Consider the following 23,073-nt stretch of genomic DNA (forward strand, 5'->3'; position numbering starts at 1 on the left):
GAAAACACGAACAGATCATGACGACCCTCAATAAGCGAACCCTCTCCTTAATTAAGGCAGGGGTCCCAATTCCTGGATACGACCTTGATGCTGTCAAGACTGGAATCGTTCACTTTGGTGTGGGTGGATTCCATCGCTCACACATGGCGATGACACTCGATCGGTTGATGAATGAGAACAAGGCGCTTGACTGGGGCATTTGCGGGGTCGGCCTACTTGATGGAGACAAGAAACTCCGCGATGTCTTCGCCGAACAAGATTGCCTCTACACACTCGTTCTCAAGCACCCTGATGGTGTCCGAGAGCCCTCCATTATTGGCTCCATTCGTGAGTACATGTTTGCTCCCGATGACCCAGAAGCCGTTATCGAAAAGATGGCAGACCCTGAGACGCGAATCGTCTCACTGACCATCACCGAGGGTGGATACAACTTTGATCGCGTAACGGGCGAATTTATGGCCTCCACGCCTGCCGTTGCATCCGATCTCCTCGATGGCGCAATTCCCTCCACCGCATTCGGTTTTGTGACCGAAGCTCTGCGTCGTCGGCGTGAACGTGGGATACCCGCGTTCACCGTTCTTTCCTGTGACAACATCCAGGGCAATGGTCATGTGGCTCAAGAGATGTTCGTTGCTTTTGCCAAGCTCAAAGACGCTGAATTGGGTGAGTGGATCGAGCAAAATGTCGCATTCCCCAACTCCATGGTCGACCGCATTACTCCAGTAACTGCTCCGGAGGACATTGCTGAAGTGGCAGAACTCACCGGTCTGAGTGACTCCTGGCCTGTTGTCGCTGAGCCTTTCTTCCAGTGGGTTATTGAAGACCACTTCACCATGGGCCGACCACCATTTGAGGATGCGGGCGTTCAGCTCGTCGAAGATGTTGAGCCCTACGAGCTGATGAAGCTACGTTTACTCAATGCCAGCCACCAAGGCCTCACCTATTTTGGATACCTCAGTGGTTATCGCTTTGCTCATGAAGCGCTTGCCGACCCTGCCATTGCAAAATTCCTCCTGGCCTACATGGATAACGAAGCGACTCCAACCCTTCGCCCTGTACCCGGGATCGACCTCACTGCCTACAAGCACATGCTCATTGAGCGCTTCTCAAACCCTGAGGTGCGCGACACATTAGTTCGCTTGTGTGCTGAGTCTTCTGACCGCATCCCTAAGTGGCTTGTTCCTGTGATCCACGATCAGCTTGCTCAGGACGGAGACGTCACTCTCTCTGCTGCCATTGTGGCCAGCTGGGCTCGCTATGCCGAAGGTGTTGACGAACAGGGGGAGCCCATCAACGTGGTTGACCCACTCAAGGACGAGCTCATCCCTATTGCGCTCTCGCAGCGTGAGAATCCACTTGCATTCATCCAGAACAAACACCTCTTTGGCAACTTGAGCGAGAACGAGAAGTTCACTGTTCCCTATCTCGCAGCACTTGAATCGCTCTTCACTCGCGGGGCACACGAGACCGTTTCCAGCTACACCCGCTAATTCAGTTCGACCTCACCATCCACACCAACAAGTAAGAGAACATCATGACTACCCAGATGAAGGCATCGTTTCTGAAGAAGCAGGGCGAATTAGCTGTTGAGACGATTCCGGTGCCTGAGGTTCGTGCTGATGAAGTACTTGTTCGGGTGGAAGCAGTCGGCGTCTGCGGGAGCGATGTTCACTACTACGCTCACGGCAAGATTGGCCCCTACGTTGTCGAGAAGCCTCTGATCTTGGGACACGAGCTTTCCGGTGTCATCGCAGCTGTGGGCTCAGATGTAAATCCTTCTCGTGTTGGCCAGCGAGTAGCTGTTGAACCACAGCGACCCTGCGGCGACTGCTTCCAGTGCAACGCTGGCCGTTACAACCTCTGCCCCGATATCGAGTTCTATGCAACCCCTCCCATCGATGGCGCTTTCTGTGAATACGTCACTATCCAGTCGAAGTTTGCCTTCGAGATCCCTGACAGCGTCTCCTTTGAGGCAGCTGCGTTGATGGAGCCCCTCTCGGTGGGTATTTGGGCGTGTGAACGTGCTGAAGTAGGCAAGGGTAGCCGAGTTCTTATTGCCGGTGCTGGTCCTATCGGTGTCATTGTTGCTCAGACTGCTCGTGCACTCGGCGCTGCAGAAGTCATCATCACTGATGTGGCAGAAGACCGTCGTGAGTTTGCGCTTCAGCACGGTGCAACGCAGGCATTAGATCCTCGTGTCGATGAGCTCGCTGGGCTTGAAGTAGATGCTTTCATTGATGCTTCCGGTGCTCCTGCTGCCGTACAGGGTGGCATCTTGGCAGTGCGCCCAGCAGGTCGTGTCATCTTGGTCGGTGGCGGACACGACGAATACAGCCTCCCCATCTCCTTCATTCAAAACCGCGAGATCTGGATCAGCGGTGTCTTCCGTTACACCAACACCTGGCCGACCGCTATTGAGATGGTGTCCAGTGGCAAGGTGGACTTGGACATTCTCGTCACAGGTAAGTTCGGGCTCGACGAAGTTGAGGAAGCCCTGAATGCAGGCAAGACAGCCGGTCAGCTCAAAGCGATTGTCTACCCAGGAAAGTAAGTACCTTTTCTGCGAACGACGCTGAATTACTTTCCGGCGTTGATGAGGGAATTGATTCCCTCTTGGAAGCCAGGGTCTGAGAACAGCGCAATAAAGATGCAGGCTGTGGACAGTGCGTTAGAGATAACGGCACCCAATACTGGAATCCACCAGGAGAACTTCTTCGCCTTCATGCGCTGACGAGAAACCCAGACCACCATAGCCAGAACAATGGCTTGAATGGTGACGGCAACCCAGCCCATTTGAACAGCAAAGGTGATGTTCTCGAACGTGCCCAGGTTGAAGTCAGGGTTCAGGGTGTTCAGCTCGTCATAGAGCAGGTTCATCGAGGCGCGAGGGTTGATGTAGTCGCCAAGGCCGGAGAAGACCGAGAACACAGCAACAAAGATCAAACCCCAGGTGATGAAACGATCGAGAGCAAGGCTCCGCTCCTTCTTCTCCTCAGGAGTGAGGGGAGTCGGAGCCTGCTTCGATTCGTTGTTGTCGTTCTTGTTCTTTGCGGCAGGGGACACCGAAGTCGCCTTGTCTTCCTTGTCGGAAGCAGGCGTGGTCTCAGGTGTTTCTGCCATGGAGAGGGTTCTTACTTTCCGGAGTGACCAGCAGAACCGAGCTGCTGAGTAGCCTGGCCAACGCGAGCTGCCATAGCGGTCTCAGCGAGCTTGCCCCATGCGCGGGGGTCATAGATCTTCTTGTTACCCATTTCGCCATCAACCTTGAGCACACCGTCGTAGTTGCGGAACATGGTGTCTGCAACAGAACGGGTGAAGGCGTACTGGGTGTCGGTGTCGACGTTCATCTTGATAACACCATTGGCAACAGCTTCAGCGATCTCTGCGTCAGTTGAACCAGAACCACCGTGGAATACGAGGTCGAAAGGCTTTGCTGCGGTACCGAACTTAGCTGCAACGCCTTCCTGGATCTCCTTGAGGAGTTCGGGGCGAAGCTTGACGTTACCGGGCTTGTAAACACCGTGCACGTTACCGAAGGTCATGGCTGCCATGTAGCGGCCGTTCTCGCCGAGGCCCAGAGCCTCCACGGTCTTGATGCCGTCTTCGATGGTGGTGTACAGGCTGTCGTTGATGTCGTGAGAGACGCCGTCTTCCTCGCCACCGACAACACCGATTTCAACCTCGAGGATGGCGTTGATGTTCTTGGTCTTGGCCAACATCATCTGAGCGATCTCAAGGTTCTCAGCCAGAGGAACAGCAGAACCGTCCCACATGTGTGACTGGAAGATGGGGTTGCGGCCGGCCTTGACCTCTTCTTCGCTTGCGGCGATGAGGGGAAGAACGAAGTCATCGAGAGCGTTCTTGGGGCAGTGGTCGGTGTGAAGTGCCACGGTGATGGGGTAGCTCTTTGCTACTTCGTGAGCAAACTTCGCGAATGCGAGTGCACCGGTTGCACGTGCCTTGACGGTGTGACCTGCAAAGTAGTCAGCACCACCAGTGGTGACCTGGATGATGCCGTCAGAACCGGCCTCGGTCAGTCCCTGAAGAACAGCGTTGAGCGTCTGTGAGCTCGAAACGTTGAACGCGGGGTATGCAAAGCCCTTGGCCTTTGCCTTGTCGAGCATTTCTGCATACTGTTCCGGGGTTGCGACGGGCATGACATCTCCTAGATTTGTGGCGCGAATGTAAAGGGAAAGCGCTCTTCTAGTCTAACCAGCCCTCTGGTGAGCGTGATTCGGGTATGAACGAAACGAATACGTGAGTATTACGCCCGTCGACTGGGGAGTGACGCGCGTCGACGCCTAGGCTGAGAGCGTGACTACGACAAACACCGGAATCCTGAACCTTCACCCTGATCGCAACCTTGGTATGGAGCTGGTGCGTGCCACCGAAGCTGCTGCTATCCGCGCAGTGCCTTTCATCGGCCATGGCGACAAGAACGCAGCTGACAAGGCTGCTGTTGACGCCATGCGCGCATTCCTTGCCACCGTGAACTTTGACGGCGTCATCGTCATCGGTGAGGGCGAGAAGGACGAAGCTCCCATGCTGTTCAACGGGGAGCACGTTGGTAACGGTCGTGGCCCTGCCTGTGACATCGCCGTAGACCCCATCGACGGCACCAGCCTGACGGCTGCAGGCCGCCAGAATGCGGTCTCCGTCATTGCGGTCTCGGACCGCGGCACCATGCTGGATGCCTCCTCTGTCTTTTACATGAACAAGATTGCCACCGGCCCTGAGGGCATCGGTGTTGTCGACATCCGTAAGCCCATTGGTGAGAACATCCGTGCGCTCGCCAAGGCAACCGGTCGCAATGTCGGAGATATCCGCGTTGCCGTGCTGGACCGTCCCCGTCACATGGACCTGATCCAGGAGATCCGTGACGCCGGTGCTGGTACTCGTCTTCTTCTCGATGGTGACGTCGCAGGTGGCATCAACGCTGCACGTTACGAATCACGCATCGACATGTGTGTGGGAATCGGTGGCAGCCCTGAAGGTGTGGTCACCGCGTGTGCCATGAAGGCACTCGGCGGCATGATCCAGACCATCTTGGCTCCTAAGGATGATGACGAGAAGCAGAAGGGTCTCGACGCAGGCCTCAAGTTTGACCACGTTTATGACCAGGACTCACTCGTCACCAGCGACAACACCTTCTTTGTTGCCACCGGTGTGACTGATGGCGGTCTGGTGGAGGGTGTTCGCCGCAAGGGTCCGATCATCCGCACCGACAGCATCATTCTTCGTGGCCGCTCCGGCACCATCCGCCGCGTTCAGGCCGACTACCGCGCTGACCGCTGGCTCGAGGTCTAAGACTTCAGAGCAAGTTCTGCGTCAACCATGCGGTTTCGACGCAGAATCAGTGCGGCAGGAATATTTGCTGCAACAGAGACGATCATGAGGGTCGTCAGAACGACGGTCCAGTCATTGGTGCTGCTGTAAAGCATGCCCATCAGGGGCGGTGCCATTGCTGCGCACAGATACGCCACGATCTGAGCAAATCCACTGAGCGCCATGGAGCTCCGCACGCTTTCGGTGCGCAGGTTCACCAAAACCAGCGCCAGTGGGAATTCCAAACATCCCGTTCCCACGATGGCAACCCAAATCCAGGTGCCGTGTGTGGGGGAAAGCAAAAGCCCGAGATAGCCCACAACAAAAAAGGCACTGCCCAAGGTGACAAGCCAGTGCACATGCTTTCCCATGCGCTTAGCTAAGCCTGGGGTCACGAAGGCCAGCGGCAAACCAATGCCGGCAAAGAGCGCCAATAGGGCTCCACTTTGTGCCGGGGTAACCCCGGCAATATCAATGAGAATGACCGGCATCCATGCATACATGGCATAGCCGGTGATGGAAGAGACCGCGAGGACGGTTCCCACTGCCCAGGCAGTGGGGGAGCGCCAGGGATGAATCTTGCGCACCTGCGGAGATTCCTCGGGGGCATCAAACGAGGAGTCCTTGCGATGAGAACGGTATTCCAGAATCCAGGGAATCAGAGCGATGGTGGCAATGACGGCCCATTGCAAGAGGGAACCTCGCCAACCAATGGCATCCGCCACAGGAACAGCCACCAGCGCCGGAAGGAAAGCGCTGATCGACATGATGGACATGTATACCGAGGTCATCATGCTGACGCGATCTGGGAAGTATTTGCGCACAACCGGAGGCATGGCCACATTGGCAAAGCCCATGCCCACCAGCGCTGAAAGCGTTCCCACAGCCAAGGTCTGCCAGTTGACTGATGCAGCACGAATGACGTGCCCCAGAATCATGAGAACTAAAGCCAAGATCAGTGTGCGCTCAAGGCCTATGCGCTTCTCAATGCGTGGGGTGAAGACCCCGCCAGCGGCGAAGCTCAAGGGGGCAATGGATCCCAGCAACGCAATGGCGGCCGTGTTTAGCTCGTAGGTCTGGCCAATGATCGGAATCAGCGGGGACAGACCAGCAACAGCGGCACGCATGCTGAAGGCCACGAGTGCGATACCCGCAAACGCTAAAACGCGCCCTGCCAATAAGGCACGGGGCGCGTTAGCTGATGGTGAACTCACGTTCCCATCATGTCATTAGCTGGAGAGGGTGTTGTTCTCAGGATCAACGAGTTCCCCGGCAGTGAGTGGTTTGGGGGCATCGTGAACTTCAATTCCTTCAGGAAGGATCTTGGTGGGGTCAATACCAGGGAACTTACGAGCCGTGGAGAGCACACGCGTCTCGAGCGAGGAGATGAAACCGTTGTAGTGCTTGACGGTGTTCTCTATCGCCTTACGCAGGTCCTCGGTGTGCTTGGTCATGGTGCTGAGGCGTGAGTAGAGCTCGATTCCCAAGTCGAAGAGCTTCTTAGCTTCGTCAGTAACGACCTGCTGTTGCCAGGTGTAGGACACGGTCTTGAGCACTGCCCACAGGTTCACAGGAGAGGCCAGCGCAACGCGCTTGCCAAAGGCATAGTCCAGAAGAGTGGGGTCTGCCTCGAGTGCGGAAGCAAGGAGCGATTCGCTGGGAATGAAAGCCAGAACAAATTCTGGGCTGAAATCGAAGCCGCTCCAGTAGCTCTTGGAGCTCAGAGCGTCCACGTGGGAGCGGACAGCTTTCACGTGAGCGTCCATCAGGGTCTTGCGACGAGCTGCCTCTTCACCAGTTGCGGTGATAGGGATCTGGCTTGCCTCGAGATAGGAGTTGAAGGGCACCTTGGCGTCAATGACAATGGTCTTGCCGCCGGGAAGGTTTATCACCATGTCAGGGCGGATGGTTCCACCATCTGTCTTCATAGTGGTTTGAGTATCAAAGTCCACGTGGGCGGTCAGGCCGGCAACTTCGACCAAGCGGCGAAGCTGTGCTTCACCCCAGGTGCCACGAACACTGTTGGAGCTCAGAGCTGAGGCGAGTGACTGGGTGGTTGCGCGCAATTCTTCGCCAAACTGGCGTGACTGGGTTAGCTGCTGGGCAATCTGGCCATACTGTTCCTGGCGCTGATTTTCTAGGTCGTTGACCTTGGTTTGCATCGCCTGCAGGGTTTCTTTGACAGGGGCTAGGGCTTCAAGAACTTTGTGCTCTTCTCGAGCACGTGCTGCTTCGTCTTCCTGCTTGCGCTCGCTGACTTCGCGCAGTTCGCTGAGCATGCGCTCCAGAGTCTGGATCTGCTCCTCTTTACCGGTGACGCGAGCTTCGGCAGTAGCAGCGCGCACAGCGAGGTCACCTGCATCGCTGGGGAGAGATTTGCGTGCACGCAAGCCCCAGCCAATTGCAATTCCGGCAACAATTCCGGCAATCAAACCGAGGATGAGAAACAGTGAAGACTCCATCCTCACAGTGTCTCAGTACCGGGGGACATTTCTGTGTTGCGCTCGCGTTTAAGCCCGCGTAATGTCAGACTTGTCAATATGTCCTAACATATGTACGTTAGAGCTAACAGATTTATTTCCAGCCCTCTTGAGAAAGTTGTACATCGCAGTATGACCGCCGCATCTAAAACCCCGTTCGATGTCATCACCATCGGTCGCGTAGGTATTGACATATACCCACTCCAAGATGGCGTTGGCCTCGAGAAGGTTGAAACCTTCGGCAAATACCTCGGTGGCTCTGCTACCAACGTTGCTGTAGCTGCTGCTCGTCACGGCCTCAAGTCTGCTGTGATTACCCGCACCGGTAACGACCCCTTTGGTAAGTACGTTCACGAAGAGCTGCGCCGCCTTGGCGTGAGTGACGAATTCGTCTCTGGCGTTGAGGGTCTCAACACCCCCGTTGTGTTCTGCGAAATCTTCCCACCAGATGACTTCCCCCTTTACTTCTACCGCGATCCCATCGCTCCTGACCTCGTGATCAAGGCCAATGAGCTGGACCTGGACGCTATTGCGAACGCCAAGATCTACTGGTCTACAGTGACTGGTCTGTCTGAAGAGCCCAGCCGCACGGCACACTTTGCTGCCTGGGAGGCACGTGGCCGCAAGCCATTGACCATCCTCGACTTGGACTACCGGCCCATGTTCTGGAAAAACCCCGAAAACGCATCCGTTCAGGTCGCTAAGGCACTTGAGAACGTCACAGTTGCTGTGGGCAACAAGGAAGAGTGCGAAGTTGCTGTCGGCGAGACCGAGCCACACCGCGCTGCAGATGCTCTGCTTGAGCGCGGCATTGAGCTCGCCATTGTGAAGCAAGGCCCCAAGGGTGTACTGGCTAAGACCAAGGATGAGACGGTAGAGGTTCCTCCCTATTTCGTTGACGTGATCAACGGTCTCGGTGCTGGGGACAGCTTCGGTGGTGCACTCTGTTACGGCCTGCTCCAAGGTTGGGGCCTCGAGAAGATCTTGCGCTTTGCCAACGTGGCAGGCGCTGTGGTGGCGAGCCGCCGCGAATGTTCAACCGCCATGCCAACGACGGCAGAGGTGGAAGCAATTCTGAAGGAGATTGGCGCATGAGCACCATCGATTTAGACTCACTGCGCAAGGTTCGTGCAGAAAACCCTGGCAAAATTGCCGAAGTTCTGGCTAACCGTCAGCGTCGTGAACTCCTGCGTGGCGACGGAAAGCTCTTCATTGTTGCTGCTGACCACCCTGCACGTGGTGCCCTCGGTGTTGGCAAGAATGACACCGCCATGGCAGACCGCAACGTTTTGCTCGAGCGCTTGGCACTCGCACTTTCTCGCCCAGGTGTAGACGGAGTTCTTGGCACCCCCGACATCATTGAAGACCTCGCTCTGCTGGGCCTTCTTGATGACAAGATCGTGGTCGGTTCCATGAACCGTGGTGGGCTCAAGGGCGCATCCTTCGAGATGGATGACCGTTACACCGCCTATGACGTGGACGGCATTGTTGAATCTGGTCTCGACTTCGCAAAGAACCTAGTTCGAATCAATCTCCAGGATTCTGGTTCTGTCGACACACTCGAAGCAACTGCATTAGCAGTGTCTGATGCTGCAGACGCAGAGCTCCCCATCATGCTCGAACCCTTTATGAGCGAGTGGGTAGATGGCAAGATTGTGAATGACCTCTCACCCGATGCGGTCATCCTGTCGATTGCCATTGCGTCAGGTCTGGGTAACTCCAGCGCTTACTCATGGCTCAAGCTTCCCGTTGTTCCGGAAATGGAACGCGTGATGGCTTCGACAACACTTCCAACACTCCTTCTCGGAGGAGATCCCAATGGCGATGCAGAAGAAACCTTCGCCGCATGGGCGGCAGCCCTTGCACTCCCCGGAGTGCGCGGACTGGTTGTTGGTCGTAGCCTGCTTTACCCCGCCGACGGAGACGTAGCCTCCGCCATCGACACCGCTGCCGCACTGGTTCACGGTTCTTAAGTTCTTTTAGAAAACCCCTCACGAAAGAAGATCAATGTCTACTCTTCCCGTAGTTGGCCACTGGATTGATGGCGCTGAAGTTGTCAGCACCTCTGGTCGCACCGCACCTGTTTATGACCCCGCTCTTGGTGAAATCACCAAGGAGGTAGCCCTCGCTAACCAAGCAGAAATCAAGGCAGCAATTGAATCTGCTGCTGCGGCTTTCCCCGCATGGCGTGACCAGTCACTGGCAAAGCGACAGCAGATCATCTTCAAGTTCCGTGAGCTGCTCAATGAGCGCAAGGGTGAACTTGCAGAGATCATCACCTCCGAGCACGGCAAGGTTCTCTCTGACGCAATGGGTGAAATCACTCGTGGCCAGGAAGTTGTTGAATTTGCCTGTGGTTTGAACCAGATGCTCAAGGGTGAGTATTCCGAAAACGCCTCCACCGGTGTTGACGTCTACTCCACTCGCCAGCCTCTGGGCGTTGTTGGTGTGATTTCTCCCTTCAACTTCCCCGCCATGGTTCCTATGTGGTTCTTCCCTGTTGCGATTGCTGCAGGTAACACTGTTGTGCTGAAGCCTTCGGAGAAGGACCCCACTGCCGCGATCTGGATGGCCAAGCTGTTCAAGGAAGCCGGTCTTCCTGATGGTGTCTTCAACGTTTTGAACGGTGACAAGGAATCCGTTGACGGTCTGCTCGAGCACTCTGCAGTTCAGGCGATCTCCTTCGTGGGGTCGACTCCTATTGCTCAGTACATTTACGAAACCGCAGCCAAGAACGGCAAGCGCGTTCAGGCTCTTGGTGGAGCGAAGAACCACATGTTGGTTCTGCCCGATGCTGACCTCGAGCTGGTTGCTGACTCCGCTATCAACGCAGGTTTCGGTTCTGCTGGTGAGCGTTGCATGGCCATCTCCGTAATTGTCGCTGTGGAGCCTGTGGCTGATGCACTGATTGAGAAGATCATGGCTCGTATGGGCAAGCTCACCACCGGTGATGGCCGTCGCAACTGTGACATGGGTCCCTTGGTTACCAAGGTTCACCGTGACAAGGTCGCTTCCTACATCGATATCGCTATCGAAGATGGTGCAACTGTTGTTCACGACGGCCGCAACGACACTTTCGATGGTGCTGACAACGGTTTCTGGCTCGGCCCCACCCTGATCGACAACGTTCCTACCTCGTCCAAGGTTTACACCGAGGAAATCTTCGGACCCGTCCTCTCTGTCGTTCGCGTCAAGAGCTACGACGAGGGTGTTGAACTGATCAACAACGGTGCTTTCGGTAATGGAACCGCGATCTTCACAAACGATGGTGGTGCTGCTCGTCGCTTCCAGAACGAAATCGAAGTCGGCATGATCGGCATCAACGTGCCCATCCCCGTTCCTGTGGCGTACTTCTCCTTCGGTGGGTGGAAGAACTCACTGTTTGGAGACACTAAGGCTCACGGTGCTGAAGGCGTTCACTTCTTCACTCGTGGCAAGGCCATCACTAGTCGCTGGCTTGACCCCAGCCACGGTGGCATCAACCTGGGCTTCCCCCAGAACTAGTTAGACAACCCTGGCCGGGCGTCGTCTCCGCCCGGCCAGGAACTTTACTCAACGAGGAGCTTGAAGAACATGACACACACAAACAGTGGTGACTGGTTCTTTGAGCGCACCTCGCTGGCCCGCGATGGCTGGGAATCAGTCGTCGACAAGACTATTGACGGTTGGAAATACACCGGCATTCGCGTGGCAGAACTTGCCAGTACTTCCGTTCCGTTGGAAGCAGCTGCAGTGGAACGCATCATCGTTCCACTGTCTGGTTCCTTTACCGTGACCTACCAGCTCTCTGATGACCCTGGTTCTCACACCCAGGTCCTCGCTGGACGAAAGTCCGTATTCCACGGTCCAACTGACGTTCTTTACCTGCCTACGGGCACTGATGCTGAAATCTCCGGCACTGGCCGCGTCGCCGTTGCTGAAGCGCCCACAGAGAAGTATTTTCCTGTGGCCTACATCTCTGCTGAGGGGGTGCCAGTTGAACTCCGTGGGGCCGGTCGGTCGAGTCGCCAGGTTCACAACTTTGGCACCCCCCAAGCATTGGCAGCTGACCGCCTGATTGTCTGCGAAGTCATTACTCCCGCAGAGAACTGGTCCAGCTACCCTCCTCACAAGCACGACGAGCACATCCCCGGTCACGAGTCTCACCTCGAAGAGATCTACTACTTCGAAACGGCAACTGCCAAGGGACTGGATGCACCTGCCGCCGCAGAGCCTTTCGGTTACATGCGCACCTATGCTTCCGCAGCTGGTCCCATCGACACTCTCGAAGAGGTTCACTCAGGCGACATTGCTTTGGTTCCCCACGGTTGGCACGGACCTTGCGTGGCAGCACCGGGATATGACCTCTACTACCTCAACGTGATGGCTGGCCCAGACCCTGATCGGGTCTGGCAGATCAGGGATGACCCCGCTCATGCGTGGATCCGCGAGACCTGGAACGGTCAAGAGATCGACACCCGACTTCCCTACACGGCTTAAAGCACCACCCGAAAGGAACCGCAATGACTACCCGTCGCATGACCGTCAGCCAGGCACTGGTTGAATTCTTAGGTCACCAGTTCACCGTTGATGGTGACTACCGTGAGCGCACCATCGCGGGCACTTTTGGCATCTTCGGTCACGGCAACGTGGCAGGTATTGGCCAGGCACTCAAGCAGTTCTCCGTCGACGAGCCAGAACTCATGCCCTATTACCAAGCTCGTAACGAGCAGGGCATGGTTCACGAATCTATTGCCTACTCGCGTATGACTCGTCGTCGTTCTACCTTCGCGTGTGCAGCCTCTGTGGGCCCCGGTGCCACCAACATGCTCACCGGCGCTGCCGTGGCAACGACCAACCGACTTCCTGTGCTCTTGCTTCCTTCGGACACCTTCGCCACACGCGTCTCTGACCCTGTACTGCAGCAGCTTGAGCTTCCTCACGACGCCAGCATGAGTGTGAACGATGCGTTCAAGCCGCTCTCTCGTTTCTTTGACCGTGTTCACCGTCCCGAGCAGCTGTTCTCTGCTGCCCTCGGCGCGATGCGTGTGCTGACAGACCCTGTGGAGACCGGTGCGGTCACCATTGCTCTTCCTGAGGATGTTCAGGCTGAAGTCATCGATGTTCCTGCCGAGTTCTTGGCAGACCGTGAATGGCACATTCGCCGTCCACGTCCAGATGCAGGTCTGATGGCAGAAGTTGCACGTCAGATTGCGTCTGCCCAGCGTCCATTCATCGTTGCCGGTGGTGGTGTCATCTACTCCAGCGCTGCAGATGCTCTGCGTGAATTCGTCGAAGCAACCGGTATTCCTGTGGGCATGAGCCAGGCAGGCGTAGGTTCGCTCAACTGGGATCACCCCCAGAACATGGGTGCTGTGGGGGCAACAGGCACCACCGCAGCCAACCGCCTTGCGGCAGAGGCCGACCTCATCATCGGTATTGGTACGCGCTACAGCGACTTCACTGCTGCCAGCCGCACCGCATTCCAGAACCCTGATGTTCGCTTCATCAACATCAACGTGGCTTCCTTCGATGCCTTCAAGCACGGTAGTGTTCTTCCCGTTGTGGCAGATGCTCGTGAATCTCTGATTGAGCTCTCTTCTGTTATTTCTGGCTTCCACATTTCCGCTGACTACGCAGCTGAGGCTGCACGTCAGAAGGAAACATGGGACTTTGAGGTCGACAAGGCCTTCGTAGACCGCGGTTTGGTGCTTCCAAGTCAGACCGAGATCATTGGCGCCGTTCAGGAAGCCTCTGATCCACGCGACGTCGTGGTTTGTGCAGCTGGTTCGCTTCCGGGCGACCTGCACAAACTATGGCGCGTGCGTGACGACCTGGGTTACCACGTCGAATATGCCTTCTCCTGCATGGGCTATGAAATCGCTGGTGGTATCGGTGTTGCCCGAGCAGACAAGACTCGTGACTCCATCGTCATGGTCGGTGACGGTTCTTACCTCATGATGAACTCTGAGATCGTCTCTGCTGTTGCCGAAGGCATCAAGTTCATCATCGTTCTGATTCAGAACCACGGTTACGCCTCTATTGGTCACCTTTCCGAAGACGTGGGTTCACAGCGTTATGGAACGCTGTACCGCACCCACGACAAGGACGGTAACAACTTTGAGCAGGGCGAAATTCTCCCCATTGACCTCGCAACCAACGCAGAGTCCTACGGCATGAACGTGATTCGCGTTGAGCCCACGACCAATGCCATTGCTGACCTCTCCGCTGCCGTGAAGGCAGCTAAGGCCAGCAATGTCGCCACCTTGATTCACATCAACAGTGATCCACTTTTGTACGCACCCGACGGTGAAGGTTGGTGGGATGTTCCTGTTGCAGCTACCTCCACCCTGGCTTCAACCAAGAAGGCACGTGCTGAGTACGAAGAAATCCAAAAAACCCAGAAGCACTACCTTGGTCGTGGCGCATCCGAGAGGAACTAGCAATAATGGCAAATGATCAAATCCGTATCGGAACAGCACCTGATTCATGGGGCGTCTGGTTCCCCGATGACCCCAACCAGGTTCCCTGGGAGCGTTTCCTCGATGAGGTTCAGGCTTCTGGCTACCACTGGATCGAACTCGGACCCTTCGGTTACCTTCCCACTGACCCCAACCAACTTCAGGATGAGCTCGCAAAGCGCGACCTCAAGCTCTCTGCGGGTACCGTCTTCACCGGATTCCACAAGGGCGATGACCAGTGGAAACGTGCCTGGGATCAAGCACTCGATGTTGCTGGTTTGGTATCCAAGTTGGGGGCAGAGCACTTGGTTGTTATCCCTGACCTGTGGCGCTCAGATGCAACCTCAGAAGTTCTTGAGTCTCGTGTTCTCGATAATGACCAATGGAAGAAGCTCGCTGCCGGCCACGACAAGCTTGGCAAGGCGTTGCTTGAGGAATACGGCATCAAGCAGCAGTTCCACTCCCACGCAGATAGCCACATTGGTACCTATCAGGAAGTAGAACGCTTCCTGCAGGAGACCAACAAGGAATACACAAACCTGTGCCTCGACACCGGCCACTTCGCGTACTACCTCGGTGACAACGTCAAGCTGATGAACGCTTACCCAGACCGCATCGGTTACCTCCACCTCAAGCAGGTTGAGCCCGACATCCTGGCCGAGACCCTCAAGAACGACCTTCCCTTCGCTGAGGCTGTTGCCAAGGGCGTGATGACCGAGCCTGGTGGCAAGGGTGTTCCTGAGTTCGCTCCCATCATTGAGAATGCAGCAGAAATCAACCCTGAGATGTTCGCCATCGTTGAACAGGACATGTATGGCTGTTCGGTGGACTTCCCCTTCCCGATTGCCAAGCGCACGCGCGACCACATCCACAGCTGCACTCACGCAGCACGTTTTCAGTAAGAATCTTTAGGTAAAGGAGTCATCTCATGGTGAAAATTGCCCTCGACCCCACCCCGTTCCACCACTCGCACGGGCTCATGGAGTTCCCGCGGGTAGCTGCGGACTTGGGCTATGAATGGTTGCAGCTCACCCCGCACCCCGACATGATTCCTTTCTTCAACCACCCCAAAGCAGACGACGACTACGTCAAGGCGTTTTCCAAGGCGTGCAAGGACGCAGGAGTGGGAATTGCCTCCACACTTCCCGTGCTTCGCTGGTCTGGCCCCGATGAAGATGCGCGTGAAGCAGCAGTTCGCTACTGGAAGCGCGTCATCCGCATCACCGCTGAGCTAGGCGTGGACACCATCGGTACCGAGTTCTCGGGTCGCCCCGAGAAGGCTGAAGAGTCTGAGCGCATGTTCTACCGCTCGATGGAGGAAATCGTTCCTCTCGTCGAGAAAGAGGGAATCAAGATCTTCATCGATCCTCACCCAGATGACTTCGTTGAGAACGGTCTTGCTGCCTGGCGCGTGATTCGCGGAATCAACTCCAAGAACTTTGGAATGGTTTACGTGGCCTCACACACCTTCCACATGCAAGAGGCTCCTCTGGAGATCATGCGTGCGGCGGGCGACCGTCTAGGTATCGTTCACGTCTCAGACACCATGGATCACAACCGCTCACACGGCCTGCGTTACATCTCGAACCCTCCTGGGAACGCTGTGCGCGTTCACCAGCACCTCAAGATGGGCGATGGCGACGTGAACTTCGATGAGTTCTTCGGTGGGCTCAAGGAGATTGGCTTCCTCGACAACCCCAACTCGGTGGTCTGCTCGAGTGTCTTTGCAGAGAACGAAAACGCAGCTGAGGTGGCCAAGTTCCAGCTCGAGACCATCAAGAGCTACATCGCCAAGCAGAACTCGTAGTTCGCTACTTCTTCACTTTTGACGTGCTGCCTCGCGCAATCAGCGTGGGGACGAGATCCAGATCATGAGGTGCAGTTTGCGCTGCTTTGATGCGGCGCAACAGCAGCTTTGCTGCTTGGCGTCCAATTTCGGCACCTGAGTCACTGACGGTGGTCAGGTCTAGAAACTTTGGACCTGCAATCACCGTGTCGTCATATCCTGCGACAGAAACGTCCTGAGGGACACGTTTCTTGAGCTTCTTGAGAGCAGCAATAGCCCCAGCTGCCATGAAGTCGTTCGCAGCAAAGATAGCGGTGATCTCGGGGTGGACTTTCATTAATTCCAGTGTGCAGTCGTACCCGGTTTCTTCATCAGTTGCCCTGCCTTCACCAGCAAAATAACCGTGACACCCGCGTGCTTTGGTTTGCGAAAGGAAACCATCAAGACGTTTGTGGGCAGCTCCATCACGTCCGGTGATGTGACCAATGTATTTGTGGCCTAAGTCTGCGAGATGATCGACAACAAGTTCTGCGCCAAGCTCATCGCTTCCGGTGACCACGTCAGCGCGTTGAGGGCGGGTTTGACGGCTCCCAATGATGACGTAGGGGATTTCCTTTGAGCGATCGCTCAGGTTAGAAGGTTCTGCTGCAACGACGAGACCGTCCACCTTCATCGCCAACAGGGCGGAGGCGGCGTCGGAGTGCCTGCTGCGCACTTCATGCAGGTCGCTCACAGCGAGGTGGTAGCCCGCTTCATCGAAGATTTCACGAAGTCCTTTGAGTGTCTCAATAAACCAGGTGTTGCTGTAGTCATCTATGACCACACCAATCAGACCGGAACTTTTTCCGGCCAAGTTAGAGGCTGCAGCATTGGGCTCGTAGTTGAGCTTCTTAATCGCGGTGAGAACTGCTTCGCGCCGGGCGGGGCTGACTTGCGGGGAGTCGCGCAGGACGAGAGAGACCAGTGATTTAGAAACACCAGCTAACGCCGCCACTTCATAAATGGTGGGGCGTTTGGTGGATTTCTGAGCGGTCACTTGTTAACTCTCTCACTTTAGGAAATGATTGGCGAAGAGAAGTTACTTTCTCATATTGACTTAACAAAGTCTGAGCGTATAGTTTGTATCCAGGATCAGTTGGAGCGGTCCATGCCTCCAGGCCGACGCTCAACTTATATCCGCAAGTTCCAACGGAGTTTTGAGTCAAAACTCCTGAGGGAGGGAACAACAAAACCCGAGCATTTGCTCGGGTTTTGTTGCTTAATCCCCTTATCTTTCGCGTGCTCTTGCCTGGGTGGAAACATTAAGACTTTGAGAGTATGTTGTAACAAACATCTTCATGACAGGAACTCAACGATGACTTCTCCCATCCGCATTGGTTTGATTGGCACCGGCCGTATTGGCCAGGTCCACGCAGCAACAATTGATCGCTCGAATGATTTTGAGTTGACCTACACGTGTGACACCTTCATTGCGGGTGCAGAGAACATCCAGAGCCTTTATGGTGGCAAGATCACCGATGACCCCGAAGTTCTCCTCAACAGTGGGGAAGTGGATGCCATTCTGGTCGCCGCTCCCACTCCGACTCACTTGGGTTTGATTGAGCGTGCTATCGACCTGGGACTCCACGTTCTGTGCGAGAAGCCCATTGACCTCGACATCGAGCGCGTCGATGCGCTTCGCGAGAAAGCATCCAAAGCCAAAACTCTTATTGCCATCGGTTTCAACCGTCGTTTCGACCCCGGTTTCAACCAAATCCAAGCCCGTGTTGCTGCAGGCGAAATCGGTACCCTCGAGCAGCTCATCATCATCAGCCGCGACCCAGCACCCGCGCCTCAGGAATACATCCATGTCAGTGGCGGTATTTTCCGCGATATGACCATTCACGACTTCGACATGGCCCGTTTCTTCGTCCCCAACATTGTTGAGGTCAGTGCAACGGGCACGAACGCCTTCTGCGACTACATCGCTGAAGAAGGCGACTACGACAGCGTTGCCGTTACGCTTCGTGGGGCTAACAACGAGCTGGTCACTATTGTGAACTCACGTCACGCATCCTTCGGCTATGACCAGCGTCTTGAAGCTTTCGGAAGCCTCGGCATGCTCACGGCTTCCAACCTCACCCCCACCTCAGTTCAACTTCACACAGCAGAGGCCGTTGAGGTGCGCGAGCCCTACTTCAACTTCTTCCTGGAGCGTTATGCGTTGAGCTACCAGAACGAGTTAGCAGACTTCGCCACCAGCATTCGTTCAGGTAAGGCCATTAACCCGAACTATGAAGACGGCCGCGCCGCTCTCGTGCTGGCTAACGCTGCTCTGGAATCAGCTCAGACAGGTAAAGCAGTCAAGCTCTAAATCACGCGAAGAAATCAGCGAAAGCATCGAGGGCCGCGTCAGAATCTCCTGACGACCAGCCCTCGAGGCCGACAACGCCGGTGTAGCCCAGAGCCTTGAGTTCTGCAGCTATGCGGCGGTAGTTGATTTCGCCTGTGCCAGGTTCGCAACGTCCAGGAACGTCTGCGACCTGGATTTCCCCGATCAGGGGGAATGCTCTCCGCACGAGCTCGACGAGATTACCTTCGCCAATTTGAGCGTGATACAGATCAAGGTTCAATGCCAAGTGGGGGCTGTTCACTGCTTCGACTAAGGCAATGGTGTCTTCAGCTCGAGCGAATGGTGTCCCGGGGTGATCCACAGCAAGGTTGAGGTTTTCAAGGGTGAACTGCTTGCCGTGCTTCTCGCCAAGTTCTGCCAACTTGGCCAAGGTGTCACGAGCGGTTGACCATTCAGCCGCAGTCACACTTTCACGCTTGCGAATACTTTGTCCATTGGAATCAAGACCGGTGCCATGGAGATTCAGGCGAGGCGCGTCAATGATGGTCGATGCCTCCAGCGACAGCAATGCTGTCTCCAGGAGACGAGCGATGCCATCCTCTTCGAGAAGGTCGCCCTCGATATAGCCCGTCATGCTGGAGAACGTGGCTCCCGTCGCGGCAAGCGCGGGGAGGTCCTTGGTGGTCCAATCCCAGATCTCTACTTCAAAACCACGGTTGTGGATGTGCTGCACGCGCTCATCAAAGGGAAGCTCGGTGAAGAGCATTTCGGCAGAGGCAGCGAGGCGGTAGCTCGTCATAACAGGTCCTTAGAAGTATTTAGTGAGGGTTAGCGCCAATGATGTCGATGATTTCTTCTGCAACAGCGATGTTGGTGACGACGTCATCGTGGGTGTGGAGCGGAGATTCAAGGAAACCTTCACCCACGTACTGTGCGAAGTAGTTCACCTGGTAACACAGGCCTTGGTGGCCCACGATGCCGGTGTTGTCAGTCCATGTCACTCCGGTGTCGTTGAACTCAGTGTTGAGCAGAGTAATAGAAGAGGGAACAACGAAGGGAGTACCGAAGTTCAATGCGCCCTTGGAGCCTGATACAGCGCCGGTATGGGGGAGCGCTGTGCGGCCAGAGACAATGAAGTTGGTGCGCGCTGGAGTGTCGTCGTAACTCATCAACACATGCGCTTCTTCTTCGATGAGGTCTTCGCGCACAACGCCAAACGCCGTGATGTTCGTGGGGTTCCCGAGGAACATCTGGGCAAAAGCGATGGGGTAAATGCCCATATCGAAGACCGGTGAACCGCCGCCTTTAGTCCACATTCTTTCGAGGTGACGATTGTCCTGACAGAAAGTGGCTACCAATAAATCAAGCTCTCCAAGAGCACCATCGGCAAGTAGCTGACGTGCGATGTCGAACTGGGGGAGGTACCTGGTCCACATGGCTTCCATGGCAAAAACACCTGCCGCTGTGGACGCCTCAAAGATTGCTGCCGCATCTCTGGAGTTCATAGTGGTGGGCTTCTCAATGAGGACGTGCTTGCCTGCGGCAATAGCAAGTAATGCGTGTTCCTTGTGGTCAGAAGGATACGAGGCGATGTAGATCGCATCAATGTCTGCTTGACCAACGAGTTCGTCGTAGGTGTTATAAGCGCGCTGTACGCCCAGATCGTGGGCGAATTCTTCAGCTTTACCCGGGGTGCGCGAGGCAACAGCGACAATCTGCTGTGACGTGTTGGTGAGGACAGTTCCTGCCCAGGTGCGAGCAATCCCACCTGCTCCCAAGATTCCCCAGCGCAGGCTGGGCACGGAGGTGGGGTCGATGATGTTGGGCTGGGGGAGAACGCTCATGAGAATTAGCCTAGTGAACAGGTAAGGACATTAGAACAAATTTCTCAACAGTGATTACTATGTAAACAAGCTCCGGCAATTGCACGAGGTCAATGAAGACACCCTGTCCACATTCCTGATTGCCTTTTTTCAAGGACATCTCATGACAACATCACAGCGTCTCGGCGTAGGACTTATCTCTGTTGGCTGGATGGGCAAGGTACATACGCGCGCGTATCAAGCACTTCCTGTGTTCTATCCCGAGCTGGGTATTAAGCCTGAGCTCGTCATTGCAGCAGATCCTGTGCCAGACCGCCAAGATTACGCTCGTGATGTGCTCGGCTTCGCTGAGGCTACCGGTGATTATCACGAGGTGCTTGCTCGCACTGACGTGGATGTTGTCTCCATTTGTGCGCCCAACTTCCTGCACGCAGAGATTGGCATCGCGGCAGCAAAGGCTGGTAAGTCATTCTGGATCGAAAAGCCTGTGGGTCGTCATGCCGCAGACACTGAATCTGTTGAAGCGGCAGTCCAGGAAACTGGCGTAACCACATCTATCGGGTTCAACTACCGGCATGCCCCTGCGTTGGAGTATGCCAAGCAGATCATTGCTTCCGGAGAACTCGGTCGAATTACAAACTTCCGTGGCACATTCTTTGCCGACTACTCTTCTGACCCCCGCGGAGCTCTATCGTGGCGCTTTATCAAAGAGATGGCGGGTAGTGGTGTTTCCGGAGACCTCGTAGGGCACTTGGTTGATCTCGTTCACTACATCTTGGGCCCCATCGATCGGGTCAGTGCTGCTACGTCAACGGTGCACCCCCAGCGCCCCATCCCAGCACCGGGTGGGGGTACCCACTTTGACCTCGTTGAAGGGGGAGAACTCGGCGACGTGGAGAATGAAGACTACGTTGCCATGCTGGTTCAGCTCCGTACAGACGCAGTTGCCTCTGGTGCGCTGGGCACTTTGGAAGCTTCACGAGTGACCGTTGGAAAGCGTGCGTCCTATGACCTAGAAATCTATGGCACTAACGGATCGCTCAAGTGGGACTTTGAACGTCTGAACGAACTCGAGCTTGCTATCGGGGGAGACCCTGTCCGAGTTGGCTACCAGCGCATCATGGCAGGGCCCTCGTTTGGTGACTTTGGACATTTCCAGCCAGGTGCAGGGACATCGATGGGCTTTGACGATCTCAAAATCATTGAAGCTAAGAAGTTTGTTCAAAGCTATCTCGGGCGTGAACATCTCAATTCGAACATCCACGATGCTGTAGCTGCTTCACGTGTTGTGGACGCTGCTTTGGCTTCTGCCGAAGACGAGCGCTGGCACAAGGTTGCACCTGTTTCTGGATCCACTGCTGCGGTGTCAAAGTAACAATTCAGCAAACAAAGTCGGACAACTTAACATTTTCTGTTTCAGAAAGAGCAATCACAATTGCAGTGATTTCAGTCGAAAATCCTTGTTAATTCAACGATTTCTGTCGAAATCTGAATTCAAAATGCCGAAATTTCGTACGCACTTGACATTGTGACTTTGTAAGGACAAAATAACAATACGATAAACAACGGGTCGAAATTCATTTTTGACTGGTAGTTTTTGGAGCGTTCTAATATTCGATCTTTTTCAGGAAGATCAGCTCATAACTCAGAGCACAAATCAAAGGAGATTTAGTCAGATGACAATCGGTGTCGCAGTAATCGGTGCAGGAATGGCAGGACGTGCTCACGCAGCCGCTTACCGTGCAGCAACTTCTCTTTACGGTTCAGACCTTCCTGAAATCAAGCTTGTCTCCATCGGTGATGTAAACCCCACCTTTGGCAAGATGGCTGCAGACCGCTTCGGTTACGAGCGCACTGACACTGACTGGCGTGCCATTGCAGATGACCCCAACATCAACGCTGTGAGCGTTGTTGTGGCAAACCACCTGCACCGCGAAATCGTTGAAGGTCTCCTCGACGCGGGCAAGCACGTTCTGTGTGAGAAGCCATTGAGTGACACCCTCGAAGACGCCCAGGCCATGATCGCTGCTGCAAACCGCGCATCGACCACCGCACGTGTTGGTCTCACCTTCCTGCGCAACCCTGCAATCGCAGCTATCCGCAACCTGATCCAGTCCGGCAAGCTCGGCAAGGTCCTCCACTTCAGTGGCCAGTACTGGGCTGACTACTCCTCAGACCCCAACGCACCTATCTCATGGCGCTATAAGGGTGCTCAGGGAACTGGTGCACTCGCTGACGTCGGAAGCCACATCTCCTACGTCTCCGAATTCATCGTAGGCAAGCCCTTCAAGGCAGTTTCCGGTGCACGTTTCGTCACCTCCATCACCGAGCGCCCCGTCGCAACTGGTGCAGTCATGGGTCACGGCCTCGCAGCTGTGACCGGTGAGATGGATGCAGTCGAAAACGATGACTACGCAGGCTTCTCCGTCGACTTTGGTGGCGTACCCGGTGTAATCGAGGTTTCTCGTGTTGCTGCTGGTCACCCCACCAGCCTCAAGTTCGAGGTTTTCTGCGAAAAGGGCGCTGCAGTTTTCGACCAGCGTCGTAATGGTGAGTTCCAGCTCATGTTCAACGAAGGCCCCTACGGCGAGCGCGGTTACCGCACAGTCCAGGTTGGTCCTGATCACCCCTACATCGCTGGCGGTGTCCCCGTTGACGCTCCCGGTGTTGGTGTTGGCCAGAACGATCAGTTCTTCTTCCAGAACCGCGCATTCCTTCAGGAAGTTGCTGGCTTGCCTTCGACTCCTGCTCTGCCTTACTGCCCCAGCTTCGAAGATGGCCTCCACAACATGGAAGTTATTGGCTCGGTCATTGAGTCCTACAACCTTAATGGTTCGTCAGTAGACGTTCCAGCGGCTGACCCCTCCTACCTGCACTACTAAGAAGA

The 23,073-nt window shown here is 55.4% G+C and carries 20 protein-coding genes; 13 read left to right on the plus strand and 7 right to left on the minus strand.

The window, feature by feature from the left end:
• The first annotated feature begins 17 nt into the window (after positions 1–17).
• Positions 18–1,490 (plus strand): mannitol dehydrogenase family protein, encoded by a 1,473-nt coding sequence (locus M2118_RS01240; protein WP_280794145.1) that lies wholly within the window; start codon positions 18–20, stop codon positions 1,488–1,490.
• Between the two features lie 44 nt (positions 1,491–1,534).
• Positions 1,535–2,551, plus strand: coding sequence for an NAD(P)-dependent alcohol dehydrogenase (locus M2118_RS01245; RefSeq protein ID WP_280794146.1), 1,017 nt, complete (start codon positions 1,535–1,537; stop codon positions 2,549–2,551).
• 26 nt (positions 2,552–2,577) lie between these two features.
• On the opposite strand, the gene M2118_RS01250 is transcribed toward M2118_RS01245, so the two are convergent.
• Together M2118_RS01250 and fbaA are read right to left on the minus strand one after the other, a co-directional pair.
• Positions 2,578–3,120, minus strand: coding sequence for a DUF6264 family protein (locus M2118_RS01250; protein ID WP_280794147.1), 543 nt, complete (start codon positions 3,118–3,120; stop codon positions 2,578–2,580).
• A gap of 11 nt (positions 3,121–3,131) precedes the next feature.
• Entirely contained in the window at positions 3,132–4,157 is a 1,026-nt protein-coding gene (gene fbaA, locus M2118_RS01255; protein WP_280794148.1) for a class II fructose-bisphosphate aldolase, read from the minus strand.
• Between the two features lie 211 nt (positions 4,158–4,368).
• Between fbaA and glpX the strand changes: the two genes are divergently transcribed.
• Entirely contained in the window at positions 4,369–5,307 is a 939-nt protein-coding gene (gene glpX / locus M2118_RS01260) for a class II fructose-bisphosphatase (protein WP_280794385.1), read from the plus strand.
• On the opposite strand, the gene M2118_RS01265 is transcribed toward glpX, so the two are convergent.
• Complete coding sequence (locus tag M2118_RS01265) at positions 5,304–6,539, minus strand: MFS transporter (RefSeq protein WP_280794149.1); 1,236 nt, start codon at positions 6,537–6,539, stop codon at positions 5,304–5,306. The two genes, glpX and M2118_RS01265, sit on opposite strands and share 4 nt — an antisense overlap.
• A gap of 15 nt (positions 6,540–6,554) precedes the next feature.
• A complete protein-coding gene (gene rmuC / locus M2118_RS01270) occupies positions 6,555–7,787 on the minus strand; it encodes a DNA recombination protein RmuC (protein WP_280794150.1) in 1,233 nt (410 codons plus the stop codon).
• Between the two features lie 150 nt (positions 7,788–7,937).
• On the opposite strand from rmuC, the gene iolC reads away from it, so the two are divergent.
• The 7 genes from iolC (at position 7,938) to M2118_RS01305 (ending at position 16,052) form a co-directional block, all read left to right on the plus strand.
• The gene (iolC, locus tag M2118_RS01275; RefSeq protein ID WP_277495229.1) at positions 7,938–8,900 is read left to right on the plus strand and encodes a 5-dehydro-2-deoxygluconokinase; all 963 of its coding nucleotides are present in this window, start codon (positions 7,938–7,940) and stop codon (positions 8,898–8,900) included.
• Positions 8,897–9,778: a Cgl0159 family (beta/alpha)8-fold protein gene (locus M2118_RS01280; protein WP_280794151.1), complete on the plus strand. Its 882-nt coding sequence runs from the start codon at positions 8,897–8,899 to the stop codon at positions 9,776–9,778. Before iolC ends, M2118_RS01280 begins: the two co-directional genes overlap by 4 nt.
• A gap of 34 nt (positions 9,779–9,812) precedes the next feature.
• Entirely contained in the window at positions 9,813–11,309 is a 1,497-nt protein-coding gene (locus M2118_RS01285; protein WP_280794152.1) for a CoA-acylating methylmalonate-semialdehyde dehydrogenase, read from the plus strand.
• Positions 11,310–11,378: 69 nt separating this feature from the next.
• Positions 11,379–12,284, plus strand: a complete 906-nt coding sequence (gene iolB / locus M2118_RS01290) for a 5-deoxy-glucuronate isomerase (RefSeq protein ID WP_280794153.1) — start codon at positions 11,379–11,381, stop codon at positions 12,282–12,284.
• Between the two features lie 23 nt (positions 12,285–12,307).
• The gene (iolD, locus tag M2118_RS01295; RefSeq protein ID WP_280794154.1) at positions 12,308–14,227 is read left to right on the plus strand and encodes a 3D-(3,5/4)-trihydroxycyclohexane-1,2-dione acylhydrolase (decyclizing); all 1,920 of its coding nucleotides are present in this window, start codon (positions 12,308–12,310) and stop codon (positions 14,225–14,227) included.
• 5 nt (positions 14,228–14,232) lie between these two features.
• Positions 14,233–15,147, plus strand: a complete 915-nt coding sequence (locus tag M2118_RS01300; RefSeq protein WP_280794155.1) for a sugar phosphate isomerase/epimerase family protein — start codon at positions 14,233–14,235, stop codon at positions 15,145–15,147.
• A 29-nt stretch (positions 15,148–15,176) separates the two neighbouring features.
• Entirely contained in the window at positions 15,177–16,052 is an 876-nt protein-coding gene (locus M2118_RS01305; protein WP_280794386.1) for a sugar phosphate isomerase/epimerase family protein, read from the plus strand.
• A 4-nt stretch (positions 16,053–16,056) separates the two neighbouring features.
• Here the strand turns inward: M2118_RS01305 and M2118_RS01310 are convergent, their stop codons facing one another.
• A complete protein-coding gene (locus tag M2118_RS01310; RefSeq protein ID WP_280794156.1) occupies positions 16,057–17,067 on the minus strand; it encodes a LacI family DNA-binding transcriptional regulator in 1,011 nt (336 codons plus the stop codon).
• A gap of 318 nt (positions 17,068–17,385) precedes the next feature.
• Between M2118_RS01310 and iolG the strand changes: the two genes are divergently transcribed.
• A complete protein-coding gene (gene iolG / locus M2118_RS01315) occupies positions 17,386–18,384 on the plus strand; it encodes an inositol 2-dehydrogenase (RefSeq protein WP_280794157.1) in 999 nt (332 codons plus the stop codon).
• A 1-nt stretch (position 18,385) separates the two neighbouring features.
• Here iolG and M2118_RS01320 read toward each other — a convergent pair whose 3' ends face one another.
• Both M2118_RS01320 and M2118_RS01325 read right to left on the minus strand, forming a co-directional pair.
• A complete protein-coding gene (locus tag M2118_RS01320) occupies positions 18,386–19,162 on the minus strand; it encodes a TIM barrel protein (protein ID WP_280794158.1) in 777 nt (258 codons plus the stop codon).
• 19 nt (positions 19,163–19,181) lie between these two features.
• Positions 19,182–20,207, minus strand: a complete 1,026-nt coding sequence (locus M2118_RS01325; protein ID WP_280794159.1) for a Gfo/Idh/MocA family protein — start codon at positions 20,205–20,207, stop codon at positions 19,182–19,184.
• Positions 20,208–20,349: 142 nt separating this feature from the next.
• On the opposite strand from M2118_RS01325, the gene M2118_RS01330 reads away from it, so the two are divergent.
• The gene (locus M2118_RS01330; RefSeq protein ID WP_280794160.1) at positions 20,350–21,561 is read left to right on the plus strand and encodes a Gfo/Idh/MocA family protein; all 1,212 of its coding nucleotides are present in this window, start codon (positions 20,350–20,352) and stop codon (positions 21,559–21,561) included.
• Positions 21,562–21,862: 301 nt separating this feature from the next.
• On the plus strand, positions 21,863–23,068 hold the full coding sequence (locus M2118_RS01335) for a Gfo/Idh/MocA family protein (RefSeq protein ID WP_280794161.1): 1,206 nt from the start codon (positions 21,863–21,865) through the stop codon (positions 23,066–23,068).
• The last annotated feature ends 5 nt before the right edge of the window (positions 23,069–23,073 follow it).

Source organism: Aurantimicrobium minutum (genome assembly GCF_029892845.1).
Classification (GTDB): domain Bacteria; phylum Actinomycetota; class Actinomycetes; order Actinomycetales; family Microbacteriaceae; genus Aurantimicrobium; species Aurantimicrobium minutum_B.